This is a genomic window from Novosphingobium lindaniclasticum LE124 (genome assembly GCF_000445125.1).
In the GTDB taxonomy this organism is placed as follows: Bacteria; Pseudomonadota; Alphaproteobacteria; order Sphingomonadales; family Sphingomonadaceae; genus Novosphingobium; species Novosphingobium lindaniclasticum.
Genome location: NZ_ATHL01000137.1, coordinates 21232 through 40121, shown reverse-complemented (window position 1 = coordinate 40121; position 18890 = coordinate 21232). Strand labels below are relative to the sequence as shown.

The 18890-nt window shown below is 64.7% G+C and carries 16 protein-coding genes and 2 pseudogenes; 5 read left to right on the top strand and 13 right to left on the bottom strand.

What is annotated here, in order from left to right; genetic code table 11:
* Nucleotides 1-478, bottom strand: a pseudogene (locus L284_RS47045) (hypothetical protein); the annotation flags it as partial.
* A gap of 186 nt (nucleotides 479-664) precedes the next feature.
* Nucleotides 665-2338 (bottom strand): energy-dependent translational throttle protein EttA, encoded by a 1674-nt coding sequence (ettA, locus tag L284_RS43765; protein WP_021235739.1) that lies wholly within the window; start codon nucleotides 2336-2338, stop codon nucleotides 665-667.
* A 187-nt stretch (nucleotides 2339-2525) separates the two neighbouring features.
* On the opposite strand from ettA, the gene L284_RS43760 reads away from it, so the two are divergent.
* On the top strand, nucleotides 2526-3947 hold the full coding sequence (locus L284_RS43760) for a M28 family peptidase (protein WP_021235738.1): 1422 nt from the start codon (nucleotides 2526-2528) through the stop codon (nucleotides 3945-3947).
* Between the two features lie 202 nt (nucleotides 3948-4149).
* Here L284_RS43760 and L284_RS43755 read toward each other — a convergent pair whose 3' ends face one another.
* From L284_RS43755 to L284_RS48880, 3 genes and pseudogenes are all read right to left on the bottom strand, one after another.
* Nucleotides 4150-5031, bottom strand: coding sequence for an HpcH/HpaI aldolase/citrate lyase family protein (locus L284_RS43755; RefSeq protein WP_021235737.1), 882 nt, complete (start codon nucleotides 5029-5031; stop codon nucleotides 4150-4152).
* Between the two features lie 324 nt (nucleotides 5032-5355).
* Nucleotides 5356-5574: a Rossmann-fold NAD(P)-binding domain-containing protein gene (locus tag L284_RS48885; protein WP_021235736.1), complete on the bottom strand. Its 219-nt coding sequence runs from the start codon at nucleotides 5572-5574 to the stop codon at nucleotides 5356-5358.
* A gap of 233 nt (nucleotides 5575-5807) precedes the next feature.
* Nucleotides 5808-6074 (bottom strand): annotated as a pseudogene (locus L284_RS48880) (SDR family NAD(P)-dependent oxidoreductase); the annotation flags it as partial.
* Nucleotides 6075-6321: 247 nt separating this feature from the next.
* Here L284_RS48880 and L284_RS43745 point away from each other — a divergent pair.
* The 4 genes from L284_RS43745 to L284_RS43730 all read left to right on the top strand — a co-directional run bounded on the left by L284_RS43745 (nucleotide 6322) and on the right by L284_RS43730 (nucleotide 10473).
* Nucleotides 6322-6864 carry a peroxiredoxin gene (locus tag L284_RS43745; RefSeq protein WP_021235735.1) on the top strand — a complete coding sequence of 181 codons (543 nt, stop codon included), beginning with the start codon at nucleotides 6322-6324 and terminating at the stop codon, nucleotides 6862-6864.
* 170 nt (nucleotides 6865-7034) lie between these two features.
* A complete protein-coding gene (prfB, locus tag L284_RS43740) occupies nucleotides 7035-8162 on the top strand; it encodes a peptide chain release factor 2 (protein ID WP_021235734.1) in 1128 nt (375 codons plus the stop codon).
* A gap of 64 nt (nucleotides 8163-8226) precedes the next feature.
* Nucleotides 8227-8991 carry a class I SAM-dependent methyltransferase gene (locus L284_RS43735; RefSeq protein WP_021235733.1) on the top strand — a complete coding sequence of 255 codons (765 nt, stop codon included), beginning with the start codon at nucleotides 8227-8229 and terminating at the stop codon, nucleotides 8989-8991.
* A 75-nt stretch (nucleotides 8992-9066) separates the two neighbouring features.
* Nucleotides 9067-10473, top strand: a complete 1407-nt coding sequence (locus L284_RS43730; protein ID WP_021235732.1) for an NAD(P)H-dependent flavin oxidoreductase — start codon at nucleotides 9067-9069, stop codon at nucleotides 10471-10473.
* Nucleotides 10474-10550: 77 nt separating this feature from the next.
* On the opposite strand, the gene L284_RS43725 is transcribed toward L284_RS43730, so the two are convergent.
* From L284_RS43725 to ilvB, 8 genes are all read right to left on the bottom strand, one after another.
* On the bottom strand, nucleotides 10551-11414 hold the full coding sequence (locus L284_RS43725) for a GGDEF domain-containing protein (protein ID WP_031343033.1): 864 nt from the start codon (nucleotides 11412-11414) through the stop codon (nucleotides 10551-10553).
* Between the two features lie 203 nt (nucleotides 11415-11617).
* Nucleotides 11618-13294, bottom strand: coding sequence for a 2-isopropylmalate synthase (gene leuA, locus L284_RS43720; RefSeq protein ID WP_021235730.1), 1677 nt, complete (start codon nucleotides 13292-13294; stop codon nucleotides 11618-11620).
* Nucleotides 13295-13547: 253 nt separating this feature from the next.
* Nucleotides 13548-14180 (bottom strand): TMEM175 family protein, encoded by a 633-nt coding sequence (locus tag L284_RS43715; protein WP_021235729.1) that lies wholly within the window; start codon nucleotides 14178-14180, stop codon nucleotides 13548-13550.
* 85 nt (nucleotides 14181-14265) lie between these two features.
* Nucleotides 14266-14601, bottom strand: a complete 336-nt coding sequence (locus L284_RS43710; protein ID WP_021235728.1) for an I78 family peptidase inhibitor — start codon at nucleotides 14599-14601, stop codon at nucleotides 14266-14268.
* 68 nt (nucleotides 14602-14669) lie between these two features.
* Complete coding sequence (locus L284_RS43705) at nucleotides 14670-15332, bottom strand: YceI family protein (protein ID WP_021235727.1); 663 nt, start codon at nucleotides 15330-15332, stop codon at nucleotides 14670-14672.
* A gap of 80 nt (nucleotides 15333-15412) precedes the next feature.
* Complete coding sequence (gene ilvC / locus L284_RS43700; protein ID WP_021235726.1) at nucleotides 15413-16432, bottom strand: ketol-acid reductoisomerase; 1020 nt, start codon at nucleotides 16430-16432, stop codon at nucleotides 15413-15415.
* A gap of 129 nt (nucleotides 16433-16561) precedes the next feature.
* Nucleotides 16562-17080, bottom strand: coding sequence for an acetolactate synthase small subunit (gene ilvN, locus L284_RS43695; protein WP_021235725.1), 519 nt, complete (start codon nucleotides 17078-17080; stop codon nucleotides 16562-16564).
* A 30-nt stretch (nucleotides 17081-17110) separates the two neighbouring features.
* A complete protein-coding gene (gene ilvB / locus L284_RS43690; protein ID WP_021235724.1) occupies nucleotides 17111-18853 on the bottom strand; it encodes a biosynthetic-type acetolactate synthase large subunit in 1743 nt (580 codons plus the stop codon).
* Nucleotides 18854-18890 lie beyond the last annotated feature (37 nt).

Genomic DNA, 18890 nt, shown 5'->3' with positions numbered 1-18890 from the left:
GATCGCGGCCCCAGTTGCCGCGATCCGGGCGATTGTCGTTGTTGTTCCAGCGACGATCGTTGTCGCGTCGATCGTCATTGCGCGAATTGCCGCGCAGGTTATCCGGCGTGGCGCCGTTGTTCCAGCGGACGCCGGAGGTCCAGTCCGGGTTGCCGCGTACTACGGGGCGATCGGGGCGCTGAGCCTGGCCTGCCTGCTGCGGCTGCGGGCGGGCTTCTCCGCGCCACGCCGGTTGGGCACGCTGCGGCGCCTGCGGACGGGCGACTTCGGGACGCTGGGGGCGTTGCTGCTGTGCGGGACGATAAGCGCCGTCGTTGCCCCCGCGTCGTTCGCCGCGATCTTCACCGCGTGTGCGTTCCTGACGAGACTGGGCCATGGCGGCGGTGGGAATGGCAAGTCCCGCCGCGGCCAGGGCCATAGCGCCCATGGCCGCTGCCGAGAGAAGCTTCTTCGCCTTTAGTGTGTGTTCCTTTTTCATTTTCCGGTTCTCCAAACCGGATTCGCCGCCCGGCGATGGCGGTCCATCCTGAGCACGTTACTAAGGCAAAGGCACTGTCGGATTGGTGAACCGAGGTAAAGCCTCTCGTTCATCTTGATGCGCCCAGAAATGAACAAAGCCGCCGCCCCGAAGAGCGACGGCCTTGTTGTTCAACCGGGCAGGATATCAGCGCGTCAGCTTCTTGTAGGCCAGCCGGGTCGGACGATCAGCCGCGTCGCCGAGGCGGCGGCGCTTGTCTTCCTCGTAAGCCTCGAAGTTGCCTTCGAACCATTCGACGTGGCTGTTGCCCTCGAACGCCAGGATATGGGTCGCCAGACGGTCGAGGAAGAAGCGGTCGTGGCTGATGACCACGGCGCAGCCCGCGAAGTTCTCGATGGCTTCTTCCAGCGCGCCCAGCGTTTCGACGTCGAGGTCGTTGGTCGGTTCGTCGAGCAGGAGGACGTTGCCACCCTCCTTGAGCATCTTGGCCATGTGGACGCGGTTGCGTTCACCGCCCGAAAGCTTGCCGACGTTCTTCTGCTGGTCGGCGCCCTTGAAGTTGAACGCGCCCACGTAGGCGCGGGTCGACATGTCGTGACCGTTGACCTTCATGTAGTCGAGGCCATCGGACACTTCTTCCCAGACGTTCTTCTTGGGATCGAGGTGGTCGCGGCTCTGGTCTACGAAGCCGAGGTGCACGGTCGAGCCGATCTCGATCGAGCCGCTGTCGGGCTGTTCCTTGCCGGTGAGCATCTTGAACAGCGTGGACTTGCCGGCGCCGTTCGGGCCGATGACGCCGACGATGCCGCCCGGCGGCAGGATGAACGACAGGTCTTCGAACAGCAGCTTGTCGCCGAAGGCCTTCGAGATGTTCTTCACCTCGATCACCTTGCCGCCCAGGCGCTCCGGCACCTGGATGACGATCTGGGCCTTGCCGGGCTTGCGGCCGGCCTGGGCTTCCTGAAGCTGCTCGAACTTGCGGATACGCGCCTTCGACTTGGTCTGGCGGGCGGCGGGGGTCTGCCGCATCCACTCCAGCTCGTCCTTGAGCGCCTTCTGGCGGCCGGATTCCTCGCGGTCCTCCTGCTCCATGCGCTTGGCCTTCTTCTCCAGATAGGTGGAGTAGTTGCCTTCGTAGGGGAAGTATTTCCCGCGGTCGAGTTCGAGAATCCAGTCCACCACGTGGTCGAGGAAGTAGCGATCGTGGGTGATCATCAGCACCGCGCCCGCGTATTCCTTGAGGTGATTTTCCAGCCATTCGACGGATTCGGCGTCGAGGTGGTTGGTCGGTTCGTCGAGCAGCAGGATCGACGGCTTCTGGATCAGCAGGCGGGTGAGGGCCACGCGGCGCTTTTCACCGCCCGAGAGGCTTTCCACGGGCCAGTCGCCCGGCGGGCAGCGCAGTGCTTCCATCGCGATTTCGAGCTGGTTGTCGAGCGTCCAGCCGTCCACCGCGTCGATCTTGTCCTGCAGTTCGCTCATTTCCGCGCCGAGCGCTTCGAAGTCGGCGTCTTCCTCGCCCATCTCCATGCCGATCGCGTTGAAGCGCTCGACCATGTCGGCGGTCGCGCGGGCGCCGTCCTTGACGTTTTCGAGCACGGTCTTGGTCGGATCGAGTTCCGGTTCCTGCTCGAGATAGCCGACGGTGATGTTCTCACCCGCCCAGGCTTCGCCGGTGAAATCTGTGTCGATGCCGGCCATGATCTTGATCAGGGTCGACTTGCCGACGCCGTTCGGTCCGACGATGCCGATCTTGGCACCCTGGTAGAACTGCAGGTTGATGTCGTTCAGCACCGGCTTCGGGGCGCCGGTGAAGGTCTTGGTCATGCCCTTCATGACGAAGGCGTATTGGGCAGCCATCGGTTTCCTCTGGAAATAGGATCTGGATCGGAAAAGTTGCCGCTCGCTCTACAGGTGCGAGAGCCCCTTGCCAAGGGCACCGCCGGACAGCGCGCCGCAGGCGGTTTTCGGCAGGCCTTGCCGACCGATGTGCGAAGACACTTTCAGGCCGGTTGGCAGAAGCGACCGGGGGCGTTACGCATCTGCAATGCAACGCAGATTCTCTCGTGCGGCGCCTCTCGCCGCCTCTCCGCTCCTCGCTGCCGCTCCGCTCCTCGCTGCCGCTCCGCTCCTCGCTGCCGCTCCGCTCCTGGCTCCTGCGCAGGCCGCGCCGACCGAGGGGGCCGGGGTTGCCTGGGAGATCGTCGAGGGCCTGACGACGGAAATCGGCCCCCGGCTGGCCGGGTCGCCGCAGGAAGGGCAGGCACGCGCCTGGGCCGAGGTCAAGCTCATCGCGCTGGGCTTCGAGAACGTGAAGATCGAGCCGTTCAAGACGCTTGCCTGGAAACGCGGCGAGGAACGCGCGAAGCTCACGGCACCCTATTCGCAGCCGCTGGCGATCGCCGCGCTGGGTCTGTCGGCGCCGACGCCTGCCAAGGGCATCCAGGCCGAAATGGTCTACTTCCCGACGCTGGATGCACTGCGCGCCGCGCCGGAAGGTTCGCTCAAGGGCAAGGTGGCCTTCGTCGATCATGCCATGCGCGCGGCGCAGGACGGTTCAGGCTATGGTCCTTATGGCGACGTGCGCCGCCGCGGTCCGTCGATCGCCTCGCAGAAGGGGGCTGCGGCGATCGTCATCCGCTCGGCCGGCACGGACAGCCATCGCAATCCGCATACCGGCGTCACCGTCTTCGCCAAGGATGTCGCCGCTATTCCGGCTGGGGCGGTGTCCAATCCCGATGCCGATCTGATCGCGCGGATCGCCAAGCGCGGCAAGCCGATGGAGATCGATCTGACCCTGCTCGGCAAGCCGTTCCCGGACGCACCGTCGGGCAATGTCATCGCCGATCTGCCCGGCCGCGATCCCTCGCTGCCGAAGATCGTGCTGGCCTGCCACCTCGATTCTTGGGATCTGGGAACCGGCGCGATCGACGACGCTTCGGGCTGCGGCATCGTCACCGCCGCCGCGCTGGCGGCGCAGAAGGAAGGCAAGACCCTGCGCACCATCCGCGTGCTCTGGGCCGGCAACGAGGAAATGGGCGTCACCGGCGGGGGCAGCAAGGCCTACGCCGAGATGCACGGCAACGAGCCCCATGCCGTGGCGATGGAGAGTGATTTCGGTGCCGACAAGGTCTGGCAGTTCCGCCTGACCCTGGGCGACCGCAACAAGCCCACGGCGGACAAGATCAAGGCCGCGCTCTGGCCGATGGGCATCGTCTATCACGAGGGCGCGGCTACCGGCGGCGCGGATGTCTCCGGCATCATCGCCAAGCAGGAACTGGCGGTGGTCGATCTCGGTCAGGACGGCATGCACTATTTCGACCTGCACCACACGCCGGACGACACGCTGGACAAAGTCGATCCTGCGGCGCTCCAGCAGAACGTGGATGCCTGGACGGCGGTTCTGAAAGTCATCGCCAACGAGCCGGGCGAGATCGCGCGCGTGCCCGGGTCGAAGGGCGAGGGCTGACGCTTTCTTTGAAGCGGCCAGAGCGGTGTGTCGGCCGCTCTGGATTGCCGCGTCGGCTTCGCCTCCCCGCAATGACGAAGTATCAGGGAGATCTATCCCCGCCGGAAGACGCATCCGCTACCCGACAAGGAACGCGCGAGGCAAAGCGGTGCGCAACGCCGACTTTTCGAGAGTCTGGGGGATCACCCCCCAGGACTTCCCTTTACTTCATCGCTTTGATCCGCTGCGCAACCTCAACCAGCCGCCGCGCCTGCTCCAGATGCAGCAGTTCGGTCATCTTGCCATCGACCCGGATCGCGCCCTTGCCCTGGTTCTCGAGCAAGCCGAAAGCCGCAATCACCCCTTGCGCCCATTCGAGGTCGTCCGTGCTAGGGGAGAACACGGTGTTGCAGGGTTCGATCTGAGCGGGGTGGATCAGGCTCTTGCCGTCGAACCCGAACATCAGGCCCTGTCGTGCTTCGGCCTCGAAGAGGTCGAGATCGCGGAATTCATTGCAGACGCCGTCGAGGATCGTGAGGCCATGCGCGCGCGCGGCGGCTACGGCCATCGCGAGGAAGGGCAGGAACGGCGTGCGGCAGGGCGTAAGCTGCGCGCGCATCTCCTTGGCGAGATCGTTGGTGCCGATGATCCAGAGCGACAGCCGCGTGGTGCGCGCCGTCGCGGCGAGCCGGGGCAGGTTGCCGACGCTCTCGCAGGTCTCGATCATCGTCCAGAGCTGCATCCGATCGTGTGCGGGGGAGAGGGCGGCGTCGTAGCGGGCGATGTCCTCGGGCGAATTGACCTTGGGAACGAGCACGGCATCGGCCTGTGAGGCGGCGACGGCGGCAAGGTCGGCGGCGCCCCATTCGGTGTCGATGCCGTTGGTGCGGATGGCGACTTCGCGGTGTCCGAAGCCGCCTTCGGCGACCGCGGCGATGGCGGCGGCGCGGGCTTCGGCCTTTGCCTCGGGCGCGACGGCATCTTCGAGATCGAGCACGACCATGTCGCAGGGCAGCGTACGGGCTTTGGCGATGGCCTTGGCATTGGAGGCGGGGAGGTAGAGCGCGCTGCGACGCGGGCGGTTGTCTTGCGCGAAGGCATTCATCGTCGGTTTCCCTCTCGGTTGCCGGAGGCTTTGCGAAAGAGGTGCCGGCAGGTCAAGAGCGCAGGCGCGGGATTGCGGGCGGCATGCGCGACGTTCGGGCCGGGAGAAAAATTGATCCCTATCTATTTTTATAGGCTCGGGCGGGGTGCAATCGTTCGGGAACTCCTGTAGGACGCCTGCGTCGTTGTCGATCGCTCCTCCTCCGTTGCGGTCGGCCGCGCAGGCCGGAACTTTTCGGTCCGCGCTGCGATAGCCCTTTACGGGTCGCACGCCGTCTCGCGACCGCTTCGTCAAGACGCGGCGCGGGGCGGCCCTTGCAGCGGGTCAGCTTGCAACTTGGAGAACGTCGGCCAGAATGCGCTCGCTCTCCCGCCAGAGCTTTTCGGCTTCCGCATCGTCCATGGTCTGAGGCGCTGGCTGCTCCCCGGCGAGGTCGTGGAAGTAGTCGCCGCCTTTGCCGCCGAGTTCGGGATCGGTCCCCAGCCACACGATCGTGCGGGCCGGGCGTTCGGGCGCGGCGCAGGCGGCGAGGGACGTCGGCATGGCCGGGTCTCCGGGGCATGCGGCGTTGGTTCCGGCTTGGCCTGGCGATAGGCCGCGCCGGGATCGACGGCGGTCCTCATCATCAGGTCGTACCATCGCATGCCGCGACAGGTCCGGTGCCAGCTCGAACTGACGGCGATCACGTGCACCAGCCCCGGCGGCGCATCTCCCGCCGCGCGTTCGAACAGCGGCCGGAGTTCGCGGATCAGCAGGAAAGGCGCCAGATGGTTCGCGGCCAATGTCGCCTCAGGCCCTCTGACGTGCCGTAGAAGGCATCGCACTTCGCCTGCATTATTGACGAGAACGTCTACTTCGGCGGTCAAGTCGCGGACTTCCAAGGCCACGCGGCGCACCTCGTGCATCTCGGAGAAGTCGCCCCGCACCATGTCCATGCGGGCCGAGGCAGAGCAGGCTGCGCGAATCTCCGCTTCGGCCGCTGCGCACCGTTCGGCGCCACGTCCAGTGCCGATGACATGCCAGCCCATGCGGGCGAAAGCCATGACGGCGGCTTTCCCGATCCCCGAACCGGCGCCGGTCACGACCGCGCATCGCGGGCGGAGGCCAGGCTGATCGTCGGATTGCGGCATCCTGTCGGTCTCTCCCTCGTCCCAGGATCGCCATCCTGCGCCGGAAGCTCGCACCTTGAAATCGGGGACATTACGGGGGCGGGGGCTACAGAGGCCAGGCCGCCGATCGGAAGATGCGAGGGGGCTGGACAGGCGTGTTCGAGCGGTCCAGATTGCTGCCATGCGCAAGATCCTGCCTGCCGCCGCCGCGGCTCTCGCCCTGGTCGTTTCCGCCGGTTCTGCACAGGCCGCTCTGCCGGTCGGAGCCAAGGCGCCGGCCTTTTCCACCCAGGGTGCCAAGGGCGGCAAGGTGATGCGCTTCGATCTGAAGGCGGCGTTGAAGAAGGGGCCGGTCGTGCTCTACTTCTACCCCAAGGCCTTCACCCAGGGCTGCACCCTGGAAGCCCATGCTTTCGCCGACGCGACCCAGGACTTCTCCAGGTTCGGCGCCACCGTGGTCGGCATGTCGAACGACGACCTGCCCACGCTCCAGAAGTTCTCGACCGAGGCCTGCCGCGACAAGTTCGCCGTGGCCGTCGCTACGCCCGCCGTGATCAAGGCCTACGACGTTGCCCTGAAGCGGGATGGCGCACCCGCCGGGATGACCGACCGGACCAGCTATGTGATCGCGCAGGACGGGCGGATCACGATGGTCCATTCCGAACTCGACTACCGCGATCATGTGAAGCTGACGCTCGAAGCGGTGAAGAAGCTCAAGCATTGAAGGCGCGCAGGCGCTGAGCAGGCCGTTCGGGCAGGCGATCACTTCCTGCCTTGAACAAGCCCCCCATTGGCGCGTAAGAGCGCCGTTTGTTCCGTGCGGTGTTCGCGGGTGCTTTACATAGGCCGTCGCTGCGCTATGCGCGCGCTGTCGCTTCTTGGGAGTTTCAAGTCATGCGTGCCGAAGGGCAGGCCCACATTGCGCGTATCGAGAAGGCCCTCGCGCTGGTCCGCAAGTTCCTCGACTGGGACCGTGCCCTGCGCCGGTTCGACGAGCTGAACGCGCGCGTCGAAGATCCCACGCTCTGGGACAAGCCCAAAGAAGCGGAAGCGGTGATGAAGGAACGCCGCCGCCTGGAAGCCGCGATCGGCGCCGTGAACGAGATCGGCCGCGAAATGCAGGACGCCGTCGAGTTCGTCGAACTGGGCGAGATGGAAGGCGACGAGGAAACCATCAACGAAGGTCTCGCTGCTCTGGCCGAACTGGCCGAGCGCGCGGACCGGGACAAGGTCACCGCGCTGCTTTCGGGTGAAGCGGACTCCAACGACACCTACCTCGAAGTCCATGCCGGCGCCGGCGGCACCGAAAGCCAGGACTGGGCCGAAATGCTTCAGCGCATGTACACGCGCTGGGCCGAGCGTCACGGCTACAAGGTTGAACTGGTCGATTATCACGCCGGTGAAGCCGCCGGCATCAAGAGCTGCACCCTGCTGATCAAGGGCGAGAATGCCTACGGCTATGCCAAGACCGAAAGCGGCGTCCACCGTCTGGTCCGTATCAGCCCTTATGACAGCTCGGCGCGCCGCCATACGAGCTTCTCGTCGGTCTGGGTCTACCCGGTGATCGACGACAGTTTCGAGATCGAGATCAACCCGGCCGACCTGAAGATCGATACCTACCGCGCGTCCGGGGCGGGCGGTCAGCACGTCAACACCACGGACTCGGCGGTGCGCATCACCCACGCTCCGTCCGGCATCGTCGTGGCCAGCCAGATCGACCGTTCGCAGCACAAGAACCGCGAGATCGCGATGGGCATGCTCAAGGCGCGCCTGTTCGAGGAGGAAATGCGCAAGCGTGAGGAAGCGGCCAGCGCCGAACACGCCAGCAAGAGCGACATCGGCTGGGGCCACCAGATCCGCTCCTACGTGCTTCAGCCGTATCAGCAGGTGAAGGACCTGCGCACCGGCGTCGTCTCCACTGCGCCGGGTGACGTGCTCGACGGCGCGCTCGATCCCTTCATGGCGGCCGCGCTTTCGCAGCGCGTGACCGGTGAGAAGGTCGAAGTGGAAGACGTCGACTGAGGTCGCGAACGGCCCGCCCCTGGCATGACTTTGCCAAGTGCGGGCCCAGCCGCTAAAGGGCCGCATGCGCTTGTCCTTCCGCTTTTCCTGTCGTGCCGCGATGATGGCCTCGGCGCTGGCTGCCGGGCTGGCTCTGGGAGCGTGCCACCGCGAGCCGGTGGACGAATCGCGGCCCGAAAGCGCGCGCGCTTTCCCGGTGGCGGATCGGCCGGTCTCCAGGACGCCCGACGGCGCGGTGGGCAGCGAAGTCCAGCGCGACAGCCTGAACGAAGCGCAAGTCGTGATGGATCTGGCGAAGATCGAGCCGGGCATGAGCGTGGCTGATCTCGGCGCGGGCGAGGGCTATTACACCGTCCGTCTTGCTCAGCGGGTCGGCACCAAGGGGCGGGTGCTGGCCGAGGACATCGACAGGGAGGCGAACGAGCGCCTGGGCAACCGCGTCATGCGCGAGGAACTGGAGAACGTCTCCATCAAGCTCGGCACGCAGGACGATCCCAAGCTACCGGAAGCCAGCTTCGACCGCGTCTTCCTGGTCCACATGTATCACGAAGTCGCCGAGCCTTACGCGTTCCTCTGGCACTTGCGGCCCTCCCTGCGCGAGGGTGGGCGTGTCGTGGTTGTTGATGTAGATCGCGCCAGCGACAGCCACGGTATCCCGCCGCAACTGCTTTTCTGCGAATTTGCGTCCATGGGCTTTCGCTTGACGGAATTTGTCCGTAAGCCGGAGCTTCAGGGCTACTACGCGCAGTTCGAGGTTGCCGGCCCAAGGCCGGAGCCGGAAAACATCGTACCTTGCCGGTTATCCGGCAACACCATGACGCAAAAGTAGTGCGTCAGTAGCACAGGGCGTATACAGGGCCGCTGAACCGGCGTGCCATGCGCCGGGGGAAAGACGAAAGAGAAGATGGGTTTCAAGGGTCTCAAGCCGATTGTCTATGGTGGACGCGAAGTCTGGCCGCTCGTCGAGGGCGGCAAGGGCGTTGCCGCGACCAACCACATGAGTTCGGGCGCGTGGGCCGCGGCCGGCGGCATCGGCACGGTCAGTGCCGTCAATGCCGATAGCTACGACGCCGAAGGCAAGATCGTCCCGCAGGTCTACAATGCCCTGACGCGCAAGGAACGCCATCAGGAACTGATCGATTACGCCATCGACGGCGCGGTCGAGCAGGTGCGCCGCGCCTACGACATTTCAGGCGGCAAAGGCGCGATCAACATCAACGTCCTGTGGGAAATGGGCGGCGCCCAGACGATTCTCGAAGGCGTGCTGAACAAGACGCGGGGCATGGTGACCGGCGTCACCTGCGGCGCGGGCATGCCCTACAAGCTGTCGGAGATCGCGGCGCGCTTCAACGTCAACTACCTGCCGATCGTCAGCTCGGGCCGCGCTTTCCGCGCGCTCTGGAAGCGGGCCTATCACAAAGTCCCGGACCTCATGGGCGCGGTCGTCTACGAGGACCCGTGGCTGGCCGGCGGTCATAACGGCCTTTCGAACGCGGAAGACCCGCTCAAGCCGGAAGATCCCTATCCCCGCGTGAAAGCCCTGCGCGACACCATGCGGGCCGAGGGTATCGCAGACAGCGTGCCGATCGTCATGGCCGGCGGCGTCTGGTTCCTGCGCGATTGGGAGAACTGGATCGACAATCCGGAACTCGGGTCGATCGCCTTCCAGTACGGCACTCGTCCGCTGCTGACCCAGGAAAGCCCGATCCCGCAGGCGTGGAAAGATCACCTGCGTACGCTGGAGCCGGGCGATGTGCTGCTGCACCGCTTCTCGCCGACCGGTTTCTACTCGTCGGCCGTGCGCAACCCGTTCCTGCGCAACCTCGAAGCGCGCTCGGAGCGTCAGATCCCTTACTCGAAGGTCGAGGCCGGCGAGCACACCGTGCGCCTGGACGTCGGCGTGAAAGGCAAGAACTTCTGGGTCGCCCCCAAGGATCTCGATCGTGCCCGCGCCTGGTCGGCCCAGGGCTTCACCGACGGCCTGCGCACCCCCGACGACACGATCATCTTCGTCAACCCGGTCGAGCGCGACGAAATCCGCAAGGACCAGGCCGACTGCATGGGCTGTCTGTCGCACTGCGGGTTCTCGTCGTGGAAGGATCATGACGATTACACCACCGGGCGTCTGGCCGATCCGCGCAGCTTCTGCATCCAGAAGACGCTCCAGGACATCGCCCACGGCGGGCCGATCGACGAGAACCTGATGTTCGCGGGTCATGCCGCCTACAAGTTCAAGCAGGATCCCTTCTATTCGAACGGCTACACGCCGACGGTGAAGGAACTGGTCGATCGCATCCTGACCGGCGACTGATCGGCGGCTATGCGCTAGGCATAAAGGAAAAGGGCGGCTTTCGGGCCGCCCTTTTCGGTTCCACTGAAGCGTAACCGCTATTCCGTGGTCTGGGGATCGCCAGCGGAAAGAGCGCGGCAGATACAATCGCGCCCGTCGCGCTTGGCTTCGTAGAGCGCCTCATCCGCCAGATGCAGCGCGGCCTCGATGTCCTCACCATTCCAGCAGCAGAGCCCGGCGGAGAAGGTGATCGGCCGCCCCTCGACAGTGGCGATCGGCTCTTCCCGCATGCGAGCGGCGATCCGGGAGAGGGTCCAGTCGGCCTCATCCTCGATACATTCGTGGAACAGGATCGCGAATTCCTCGCCGCCCCAGCGGGCGACGATGTCGGCGCGGCGGATCTGCGAGGAAAGCCGATCGGCGAAGGCGCAGAGTACGCGGTCGCCTTCATCGTGGCCCAGCTTGTCGTTGACCTGCTTGAAGAAGTCGATGTCGACGATGGCGACGCAGCCTTTTCGCTGCGGCGCGGGCAGGGCGGTCAACTGCCGGAGGAAGCCGCGCCGGTTGGCGATCCCGGTCAGCGGATCCTCGAGCGCGGCGATGCTGAGGTCTTCCATCTGCGCGCGCGTAGCCGTGGCTGCGCGGTGAACTCCAGCGTAGAGCGTCTGGATCACATCGCCGACCTCAGGAAGGGCAACTCGATCCTCTTCACTCCTGTTGAGCGCGTTCGCCAGGGCATGGATGGGGTTGAGCAGCGCGCCGATCCCGTAAAGCGCCAATCCGGTGCCGATCACCGTCGCCAGGGTGAGCAGGACGAATTCGAAGAGTGCGATCCGCCCGGTCGCCAGACCCCAGGCGCAATAGCCAAGCAGGGGAAGATGCGTGGCGACGAAGCAGATCGCGAACAACCTCAGTCTCAGCGAGCGGGGGAATATGAACGAGGTTGCAAGATAGAACTGTATGGACATCCCGGCTCCTACTGGATTTCCAGGAAAAATTGGCTGCGGTTATAATCGGTTCCTCACGGAACATCGTTAATTTGCGTACGCAAGATGAGCCGTGTCTCGGTCATGGTCGACAGTGTGGCAGCGTTCTTAGTGCACACAAATAAGGGCGAGGGTTCGTGAACCCCCGCCCTTAATCGATTTCATTTCGGCAGCAAGGCTCAGACGGCGCGCACCGTATTGGCGGCGCTGAGGACGGCGCGAACGCTGGCGGTCGCCACGTCTTCGTCGATGCCGACGCCCCAGACGACCCGACCGTCCGGCGTGACGCATTCGACATAGGCGGCAGCGCGCGCATCGGTGTGCTGGCCCATCGAATGCTCGGCATAGTCACGCACGTCGAGCGCCACGCCGAAGCTCTCCGCCAGTGTGGCGGCAACCGAGGAAATCAAACCGTTGCCCCGGCCGGAAACCGACTGCTCCTTGCCTTCGACGCCGATCTTGCCGGCGAAAACACGGGTGCCGTCGGCGGCCTTGGCTTCTTCCCAGTCGATCAACTGGAAATGCTGCGGATCGTCGATGCGGTAGGTCTTGCGGAACACGTCCCAGATGTCGGCCGCCTGGAGCTCGCGGCCGAGTTCGTCGGCCAGTTCCTGGACATGCTTCGAGAAGTGCGCCTGCATGCGCTTGGGCAGCTTGAGACCCTGGTCCTGCTCGATCACCCAGGCGAACCCGCCCTTGCCGGACTGCGAGTTGACCCGGATCACCGCCTCGTAGTCACGGCCGAGATCGGCAGGATCGATCGGCAGGTAGGGCACCGCCCAGATCTCGTCGTTGCGCTTTTCCTGCGCGGCGAAGCCCTTCTTGATGGCGTCCTGGTGGCTGCCGGAGAAGGCGGTGAAGACCAGTTCACCGCCGTAGGGATGGCGTTCGGCGACCTTGAGCTGGTTGCAATATTCGACCGTCTGAATGACTTCGTCGATGTCCGAGAAGTCCAGGCCCGGCGAAACGCCCTGCGTGTACATGTTCATCGCCACGGTGACGAGGCAGCAGTTGCCGGTGCGCTCGCCATTGCCGAACAGGCAGCCCTCGACCCGGTCGGCGCCGGCCATCAGGCCCAGTTCGGCGGCGGCGACGCCGGTGCCGCGGTCGTTATGGGTATGCAGCGAGATCACAGCCGACTCGCGGTTCGGCAGATTGCGGCAGAAATACTCGATCTGGTCGGCATAGACGTTGGGCGTCGCCGCTTCGACCGTGGCCGGCAGGTTGAGGATGATCGGATTTTCCGGCGTAGGCTGGAGGATTTCCATCACTGCCTCGCAGACCTCGATCGAGAAATCGAGTTCGGCGGTCGAGAAGGTCTCCGGTGAATATTCGAACTGCCACTTGGTGTCCGGATACTTCGCGGCCTGATCGCGCATGACTTTGACGCCGCTCGTCGCGATCGCCTTGATCTCATGCTGTTCCATGCCGAACACGACGTTGCGCCACAGCGGCGAAACCGCGTTGTAGAGATGGACGATCGCGGCGTGGACGCCTTCCAGGCTCTCGAACGAGCGGGTGATCAGGTCTTCGCGCGACTGGGTCAGCACCTGAACCAGCACGTCCTCGGGAATGCGATCGTTCTTTACCAACCCATTGATGAAATCGAACTCGGTCGCGCCAGCGCTGGGGAAGCCGACTTCGATTTCCTTGAGGCCGACCTTGACCAGCAGATCGAAGAAGCGGTTCTTCTTCTCTGCGCCCATCGGATCGATCAGCGCCTGGTTGCCGTCGCGCAAATCGGTGGAGAGCCAGCGCGGCGCCTTGGTGATGACCTGCGAGGGCCACTGGCGGTTCGGCAGGTCGATCTGCGGGAAGGGGCGGTACTTGACCGAGGGGTCTTGCAGCATCGTCATGGGGTATCTCGCTCGGAAATGATCTTCGTTACACTGGCTTGCCGGTCCGTTCTGGCCGGTCTTTTCCGGGTCCCCTTGAGCGCCGAGCGCGCCGCAGGACCGACGCGTCACCTCACGCCCAAGGGCGGATAAGTCGCAGGGTTAGGCCAAGACGAAGGGTCATGCCGCAGCCTATGAGCATTGGGAGCACCGATGTAAAGCACAAAAGGCCTGCCGTTGCTTGAAGGCAGCCGCATCGCGCAACAAACTGTCGCTACCGGCTCTCGGCTGGAGGATGGCGGTCCAGGAACAGCCGGTCGAGCCCGCTCCATGGCAGGATCCAGAACACTGCCACTAGCGCGGCGCAAGCGATGCCCAGCCAGGGTGACAGCAAAGTGAGCGGAATACCGAGAGCATAGACCGCCGCAGCCGTAAGCCCCTTACGATGCGAGGCCTTGTGATAGCGCCGGCTGGCGACGGTCTTCGCTCCCGTGGCGGCGACCCGTGCTTGCAACAGGATATAGGCAAACGCAGGGATCAGCATCGTTGCAAGGTAAAGAAGCGTCGCCTCGCGGCTGAAGTGACGCTCTCCGAGATAGGCGGTCGAGAACGGGATCAGCGACAGCGCGAACAGCAGCAGCATGTTCGACCAGAGCAGTCCTCCCGTGACAATCCGGGCGTGTCCCAGCAGCCGGTGGTGATTCACCCAATAGATCGCGACATAGGCATAGCTCAGCACATAGGCGACGAATGTCGGCCAGAGCGGCCAGAATGCTTCGAGTCCCTCGGTGACCGGGGACTTCAGCTCCAGGACCATGATCGTGATGATGATGGCCAGCACGCCGTCGGAGAAGGCTTCGACACGGGCAAGGCTGCTGTCGCGCTCGATTTCGTCTATGTCGGTCATCCGGGGGCCCTGCTGAGATCAAGCCGAAATGCCTGGCCGACAGCGGCGCCCGGATCAAGATATCCGAAAGTCTTGTACAGGCTCGTCAGGTGCAGGTGAAGCCCTTGATCTTGCCTTGTTCGTCGACCTGCACATTCAGGCGGTCCGGTCGGAAATCCATCGTCACCGCCGTACCGGGCTTGAGGACGCGCATCGGCTTGCCGCCGCGCCAGGCGGTGATCGCGGCGATCGCTTCGTCGCTGGCGGGCTGGCCCACGTAGGCCGCGAGCTGGTCGGCGCCGCAGCTGGGTTCCATCGAGGGGGGCGGGGGAGGTGCTTCAGCCATGTTGTCGCTCCCGGTGCTGGAGCAGGCCGAAAGGGCGACAATCGCCGTCGCCAGCGTAAAGGCCGGGGCGAGGCGGGCGGTCAGTCTGTTCTTCATGCCGATCTCCTGTCGAATGTATCGCGGCGCCGTCTCTGAGCTTCCAGCCCTGAACGGCGCCTGAGGGGTTACTGCTTTTCGAAGGCGGCGTTGATGACCAGGACGGTCTCATCCGACACCAGCGGCACGTACTTGGTCACGCCGAATTCGGAGCGCTTGATCTGCACGCGGCCGATGAAGCCGATTGAGTCCTTCTTGCTCATGGGATTCTGGGCGGCGCCGAAGAAGCGCGCGGCGATGGTGACGGGCTTGCTGACGCCGTGCAGCGTAAGCGTACCCTCGATCGCGGCGGAGTCAGTCCCGCGCGGCGTGACCGAAGTGGCGACGAAAGTGGCGGTCGGGAACTTGGCGGCGTCCAGCCAGTCGGCGCTGCGCAGTTCCTCGGTGAGCTTGTCGCTGGTGGTCTGCACCGAAGTGACCGGGATGGTGACGCTGAGCTTGGTGGCCGACAGCTTGTTCGGATCGAGCGTCAGCGAACCGCTGCCGCCGGAGAACGTCCCGGCGTAAGGCGAGATGCCCATGTGCGAGACGCTGAACGTGACTTGCGTGTGGCCGGGCTCGAGCGCGTAAGTGCCGGCCTTGACGTCGGCGGGGGTTCCCGATCCGCGCAGCATCTCCATCCGCTCACGCCCACCGCCACCGGGGCCTCCGCCCGGGCCGGACTGGGCGATCACGGGAGCGCCGAGGGCGGCTGCGGCGGCGAGGACGATGGCAATGTGCGAACGGCGCATGGATCTGCTCCAAAGAAAAGAGGCGGCGCATTTCTGCGCCGCCTCTGAACTTCCGTCAAACGCGAAAAGCGCGATGGGGATCAGTTCTTTGCCTTGTCCACCAACGCGTTGGCGCCGATCCACGGCATCATGGCGCGCAGCTTCGCGCCGGTCTCCTCGATCGGGTGACGCTTGGCGGCGATGCGCGAAGCCTTCAGTTCCGGCTGGCCGGCGCGGTTGTCGAGCACGAAGTCCTTCACGAAACGGCCGGACTGGATGTCTTCCAGAACGCGCTTCATTTCCTTCTTGGTCTCTTCGGTGATGATGCGCGGGCCGGTCTTGATGTCGCCGTATTCGGCGGTGTTCGAGATCGAGTAGCGCATGTTGGCGATGCCGCCTTCATACATCAGATCGACGATCAGCTTCAGCTCGTGAAGGCATTCGAAGTAGGCCATTTCCGGGGCGTAGCCGGCTTCCACCAGCGTCTCGAAACCGGCCTGGACCAGGGCGGTGGTGCCGCCGCAGAGCACGGCCTGCTCGCCGAACAGGTCGGTTTCGCATTCCTCGCGGAAGTTGGTCTCGATGATGCCCGAACGGCCGCCGCCGACGCCCGAAGCGTAGGCCAGAGCGACGTCCTGTGCGTTGCCGGTCACGTCCTGGTGGATCGCGATCAGGCAGGGCACGCCGCCGCCCTTGACGTATTCGCCGCGCACGGTGTGGCCGGGGCCCTTCGGCGCGATCAGGAACACGTCGATGTCGGCGCGGGGCTCGATCAGGCCGAAGTGGACGTTGAGGCCGTGGGCGAAGGCGAGTGCCGCGCCGGGCTTCAGGTTGTCGTGAATGTCGGCAGCGTAGATCGCGGCCTGATGCTCGTCGGGTGCGAGGATCATGAGGACGTCGGCCCAGGCGGCGGCTTCGGCGTTGGCGAGCACCTTGAAGCCGGCGGCCTCGGCCTTCTTGGCCGAAGCCGAGCCTTCGCGAAGCGCGATGGCGACGTTCTTGACGCCCGAATCGCGCAGGTTCTGCGCGTGGGCGTGGCCCTGGCTGCCATAACCCAGGATCGCGACCTTCTTGTCGGCGATCAGGTTGATGTCGCAATCGGCGTCGTAATAGACCTTCATTTGTCTTTCCTCATTCGTCATCCCGGACTTCGTGCGGGATCGGTGTCTGTCTTCAGGCGGGGCTTCGTTCGGGAAGCGGGTGGGCCCTGCCAGCGGTCCCGGATCGGGTCCGGGACGACGGATTACGTGTTACGCTTCGTGCGGCCCGCGGATCATCGCGACGATGCCGGTGCGGCCGACTTCGACGAGGCCGAGATCGCGCATCAGCTGCACGAAAGTATCGATCTTGTCCGGCGCGCCGGTGAGTTCGAAGATGAAGCTTTCGGTCGTGGTGTCCACGGCCTTGGCCCGGAAGATGTCGGCCAGGCGCAGCGCCTCTACGCGCTTCTCGCCCAGGCCCGCCACCTTGATGAGCGCCAGTTCGCGGGCGACGTGGGGGCCGACTTCGGTGAGGTCCACCACCTTGTGCACCGGCACCAGGCGTTCGAGCTGGGCATGGATCTGGTCGATCTGGCTCGGCGGGCCGTGGGTGACGATGGTGATCCGGCTCACCGCGTGGTTCTCGGTGATGTCAGCCACGGTCAGGCTGTCGATGTTGTAGCCGCGCGCGGTGAACAGGCCGGCGATCTTGGCGAGAATGCCCGCCTCGTTATCGACGGTGATGGTGAGGACGTGGCGTTCCTCGGCCTCTTGCTTGATGTGCATCATGATATGTCTTTCGGATCCTGCGCGCGCGTCTCAGACCAGAGCCTTGGCTTCGTCGTCCATCGTGCCGGCCACGGTGTCGCCGTAGAGGATCATTTCGGTATGCGCCGCGCCCGAGGGGATCATCGGGAAGCAGTTCGATTCCTTGGCGACCAGGCAGTCGACGATGACGGGGCCGTCGTAGTCGATCATTTCCTGGATACCGGCATCGAGCTGGCTTTCATTCTCGATGCGGATGCCCTTCCAGCCATAAGCCTCGGCCAGCTTCACGAAGTCCGGCAGGCTTTCCGAATAGGATTGCGAGAAGCGGCTCTCGTACGTCAATTCCTGCCACTGGCGGACCATGCCCATCCACTCGTTGTTGAGGATGAAGATCTTCACCGGCAGGCGATACTGCGTGGCGGTGCCCAGTTCCTGGATGTTCATCTGGATCGAGGCGTCGCCCGCAATGTCGATGACCAGGCTGTCCGGGTTGCCGAGCTGCGCGCCGATCGCGGCGGGCAGGCCGTAGCCCATCGTGCCGAGACCGCCCGACGTCAGCCACTTGTTCGGACCGAAGAAGTGGAAATACTGCGCAGCCCACATCTGGTGCTGGCCGACTTCGGTCGAGATGACCGGATCCTTGTCCTTGGTCAATTCGAACAGGCGCTGCACCGCGAGCTGCGGCATGATCGCCTTGTCGGACAGCGGGAACGAGAGGCTCTTCTTCTCGCGCCAGCCCTCGACGCGGGTCTTCCACGCGGAAATGTCCTGGCCCTTGCGATCACCCCAGAGCGTCAGGATCTGGTCGAGCACGGTCGCGCAGTCGCCGATGATCGGCAGGTCGACGCGAACCGTCTTGTTGATCGAGGCCCGGTCGATGTCGATGTGGATCTTCTCCGAGTTCGGCGCGAAAGCGTCGAGGCGGCCGGTCACGCGGTCGTCGAAGCGGGCACCGACGCAGACGATCAGGTCGGCCTGGTTCATCGCGAAGTTGGCTTCGTACGTGCCATGCATGCCCAGCATGCCCAACCAGTCCGCATGATCGGCCGGGAAGGCGCCGAGGCCCATCAGCGTCGAGGTGACGGGCGCGCCGATCTTTTCCTGAAGCGCGCGCAGCAGGGCGGTGGCGCGCGGCCCCGAATTGATGACGCCGCCGCCGGTATAGAACACCGGCGCCTTCGCACGAGCGATCATCTCGACGGCCTGGGCGATTTCGTCAGCAGTGCCTTCGGTGCGCGGGGAATAGCGCTGGCGGCGCTGGGCCGGCGCATCGTTCCAGAGGGCGCTGGCAATCTGGACGTCCTTGGGGATGTCGATCAGTACCGGGCCGGGACGGCCGGAGGTGGCGATCTGGAAGGCTTCGTCGATAATGCCCGCCAGCTCAGCCGGATCCTTCACCAGATAATTATGCTTGGTGCAGTGGCGCGAGATGCCGACGGTGTCCGCTTCCTGGAAAGCGTCGGAGCCGATCAGTGCCGTGGGAACCTGTCCGGTAATGACGACCAGCGGGATCGAATCCATGAAGGCGTCGGCGATGCCGGTGATGGCATTGGTCGCGCCCGGACCGGAAGTAACGAGCACCACGCCGGGCTTGCCGGTGGAACGCGCATAACCTTCCGCGGCATGGGCGGCGCCGGCTTCGTGACGGACCAGGATGTGCCGAAGTCGCTCGTCGCCGAATAGAGCATCGTAGATCGGTAGCACGGCACCGCCGGGATAGCCGAATACGAATTCGACCCCCTGCTTGACCAGGCTTTCGACCAGGATGTTCGCGCCGCTGCGCTCTTCAGTCACAACACATTCCTTTACCGATTCGTGGGCGTTTCCCGAG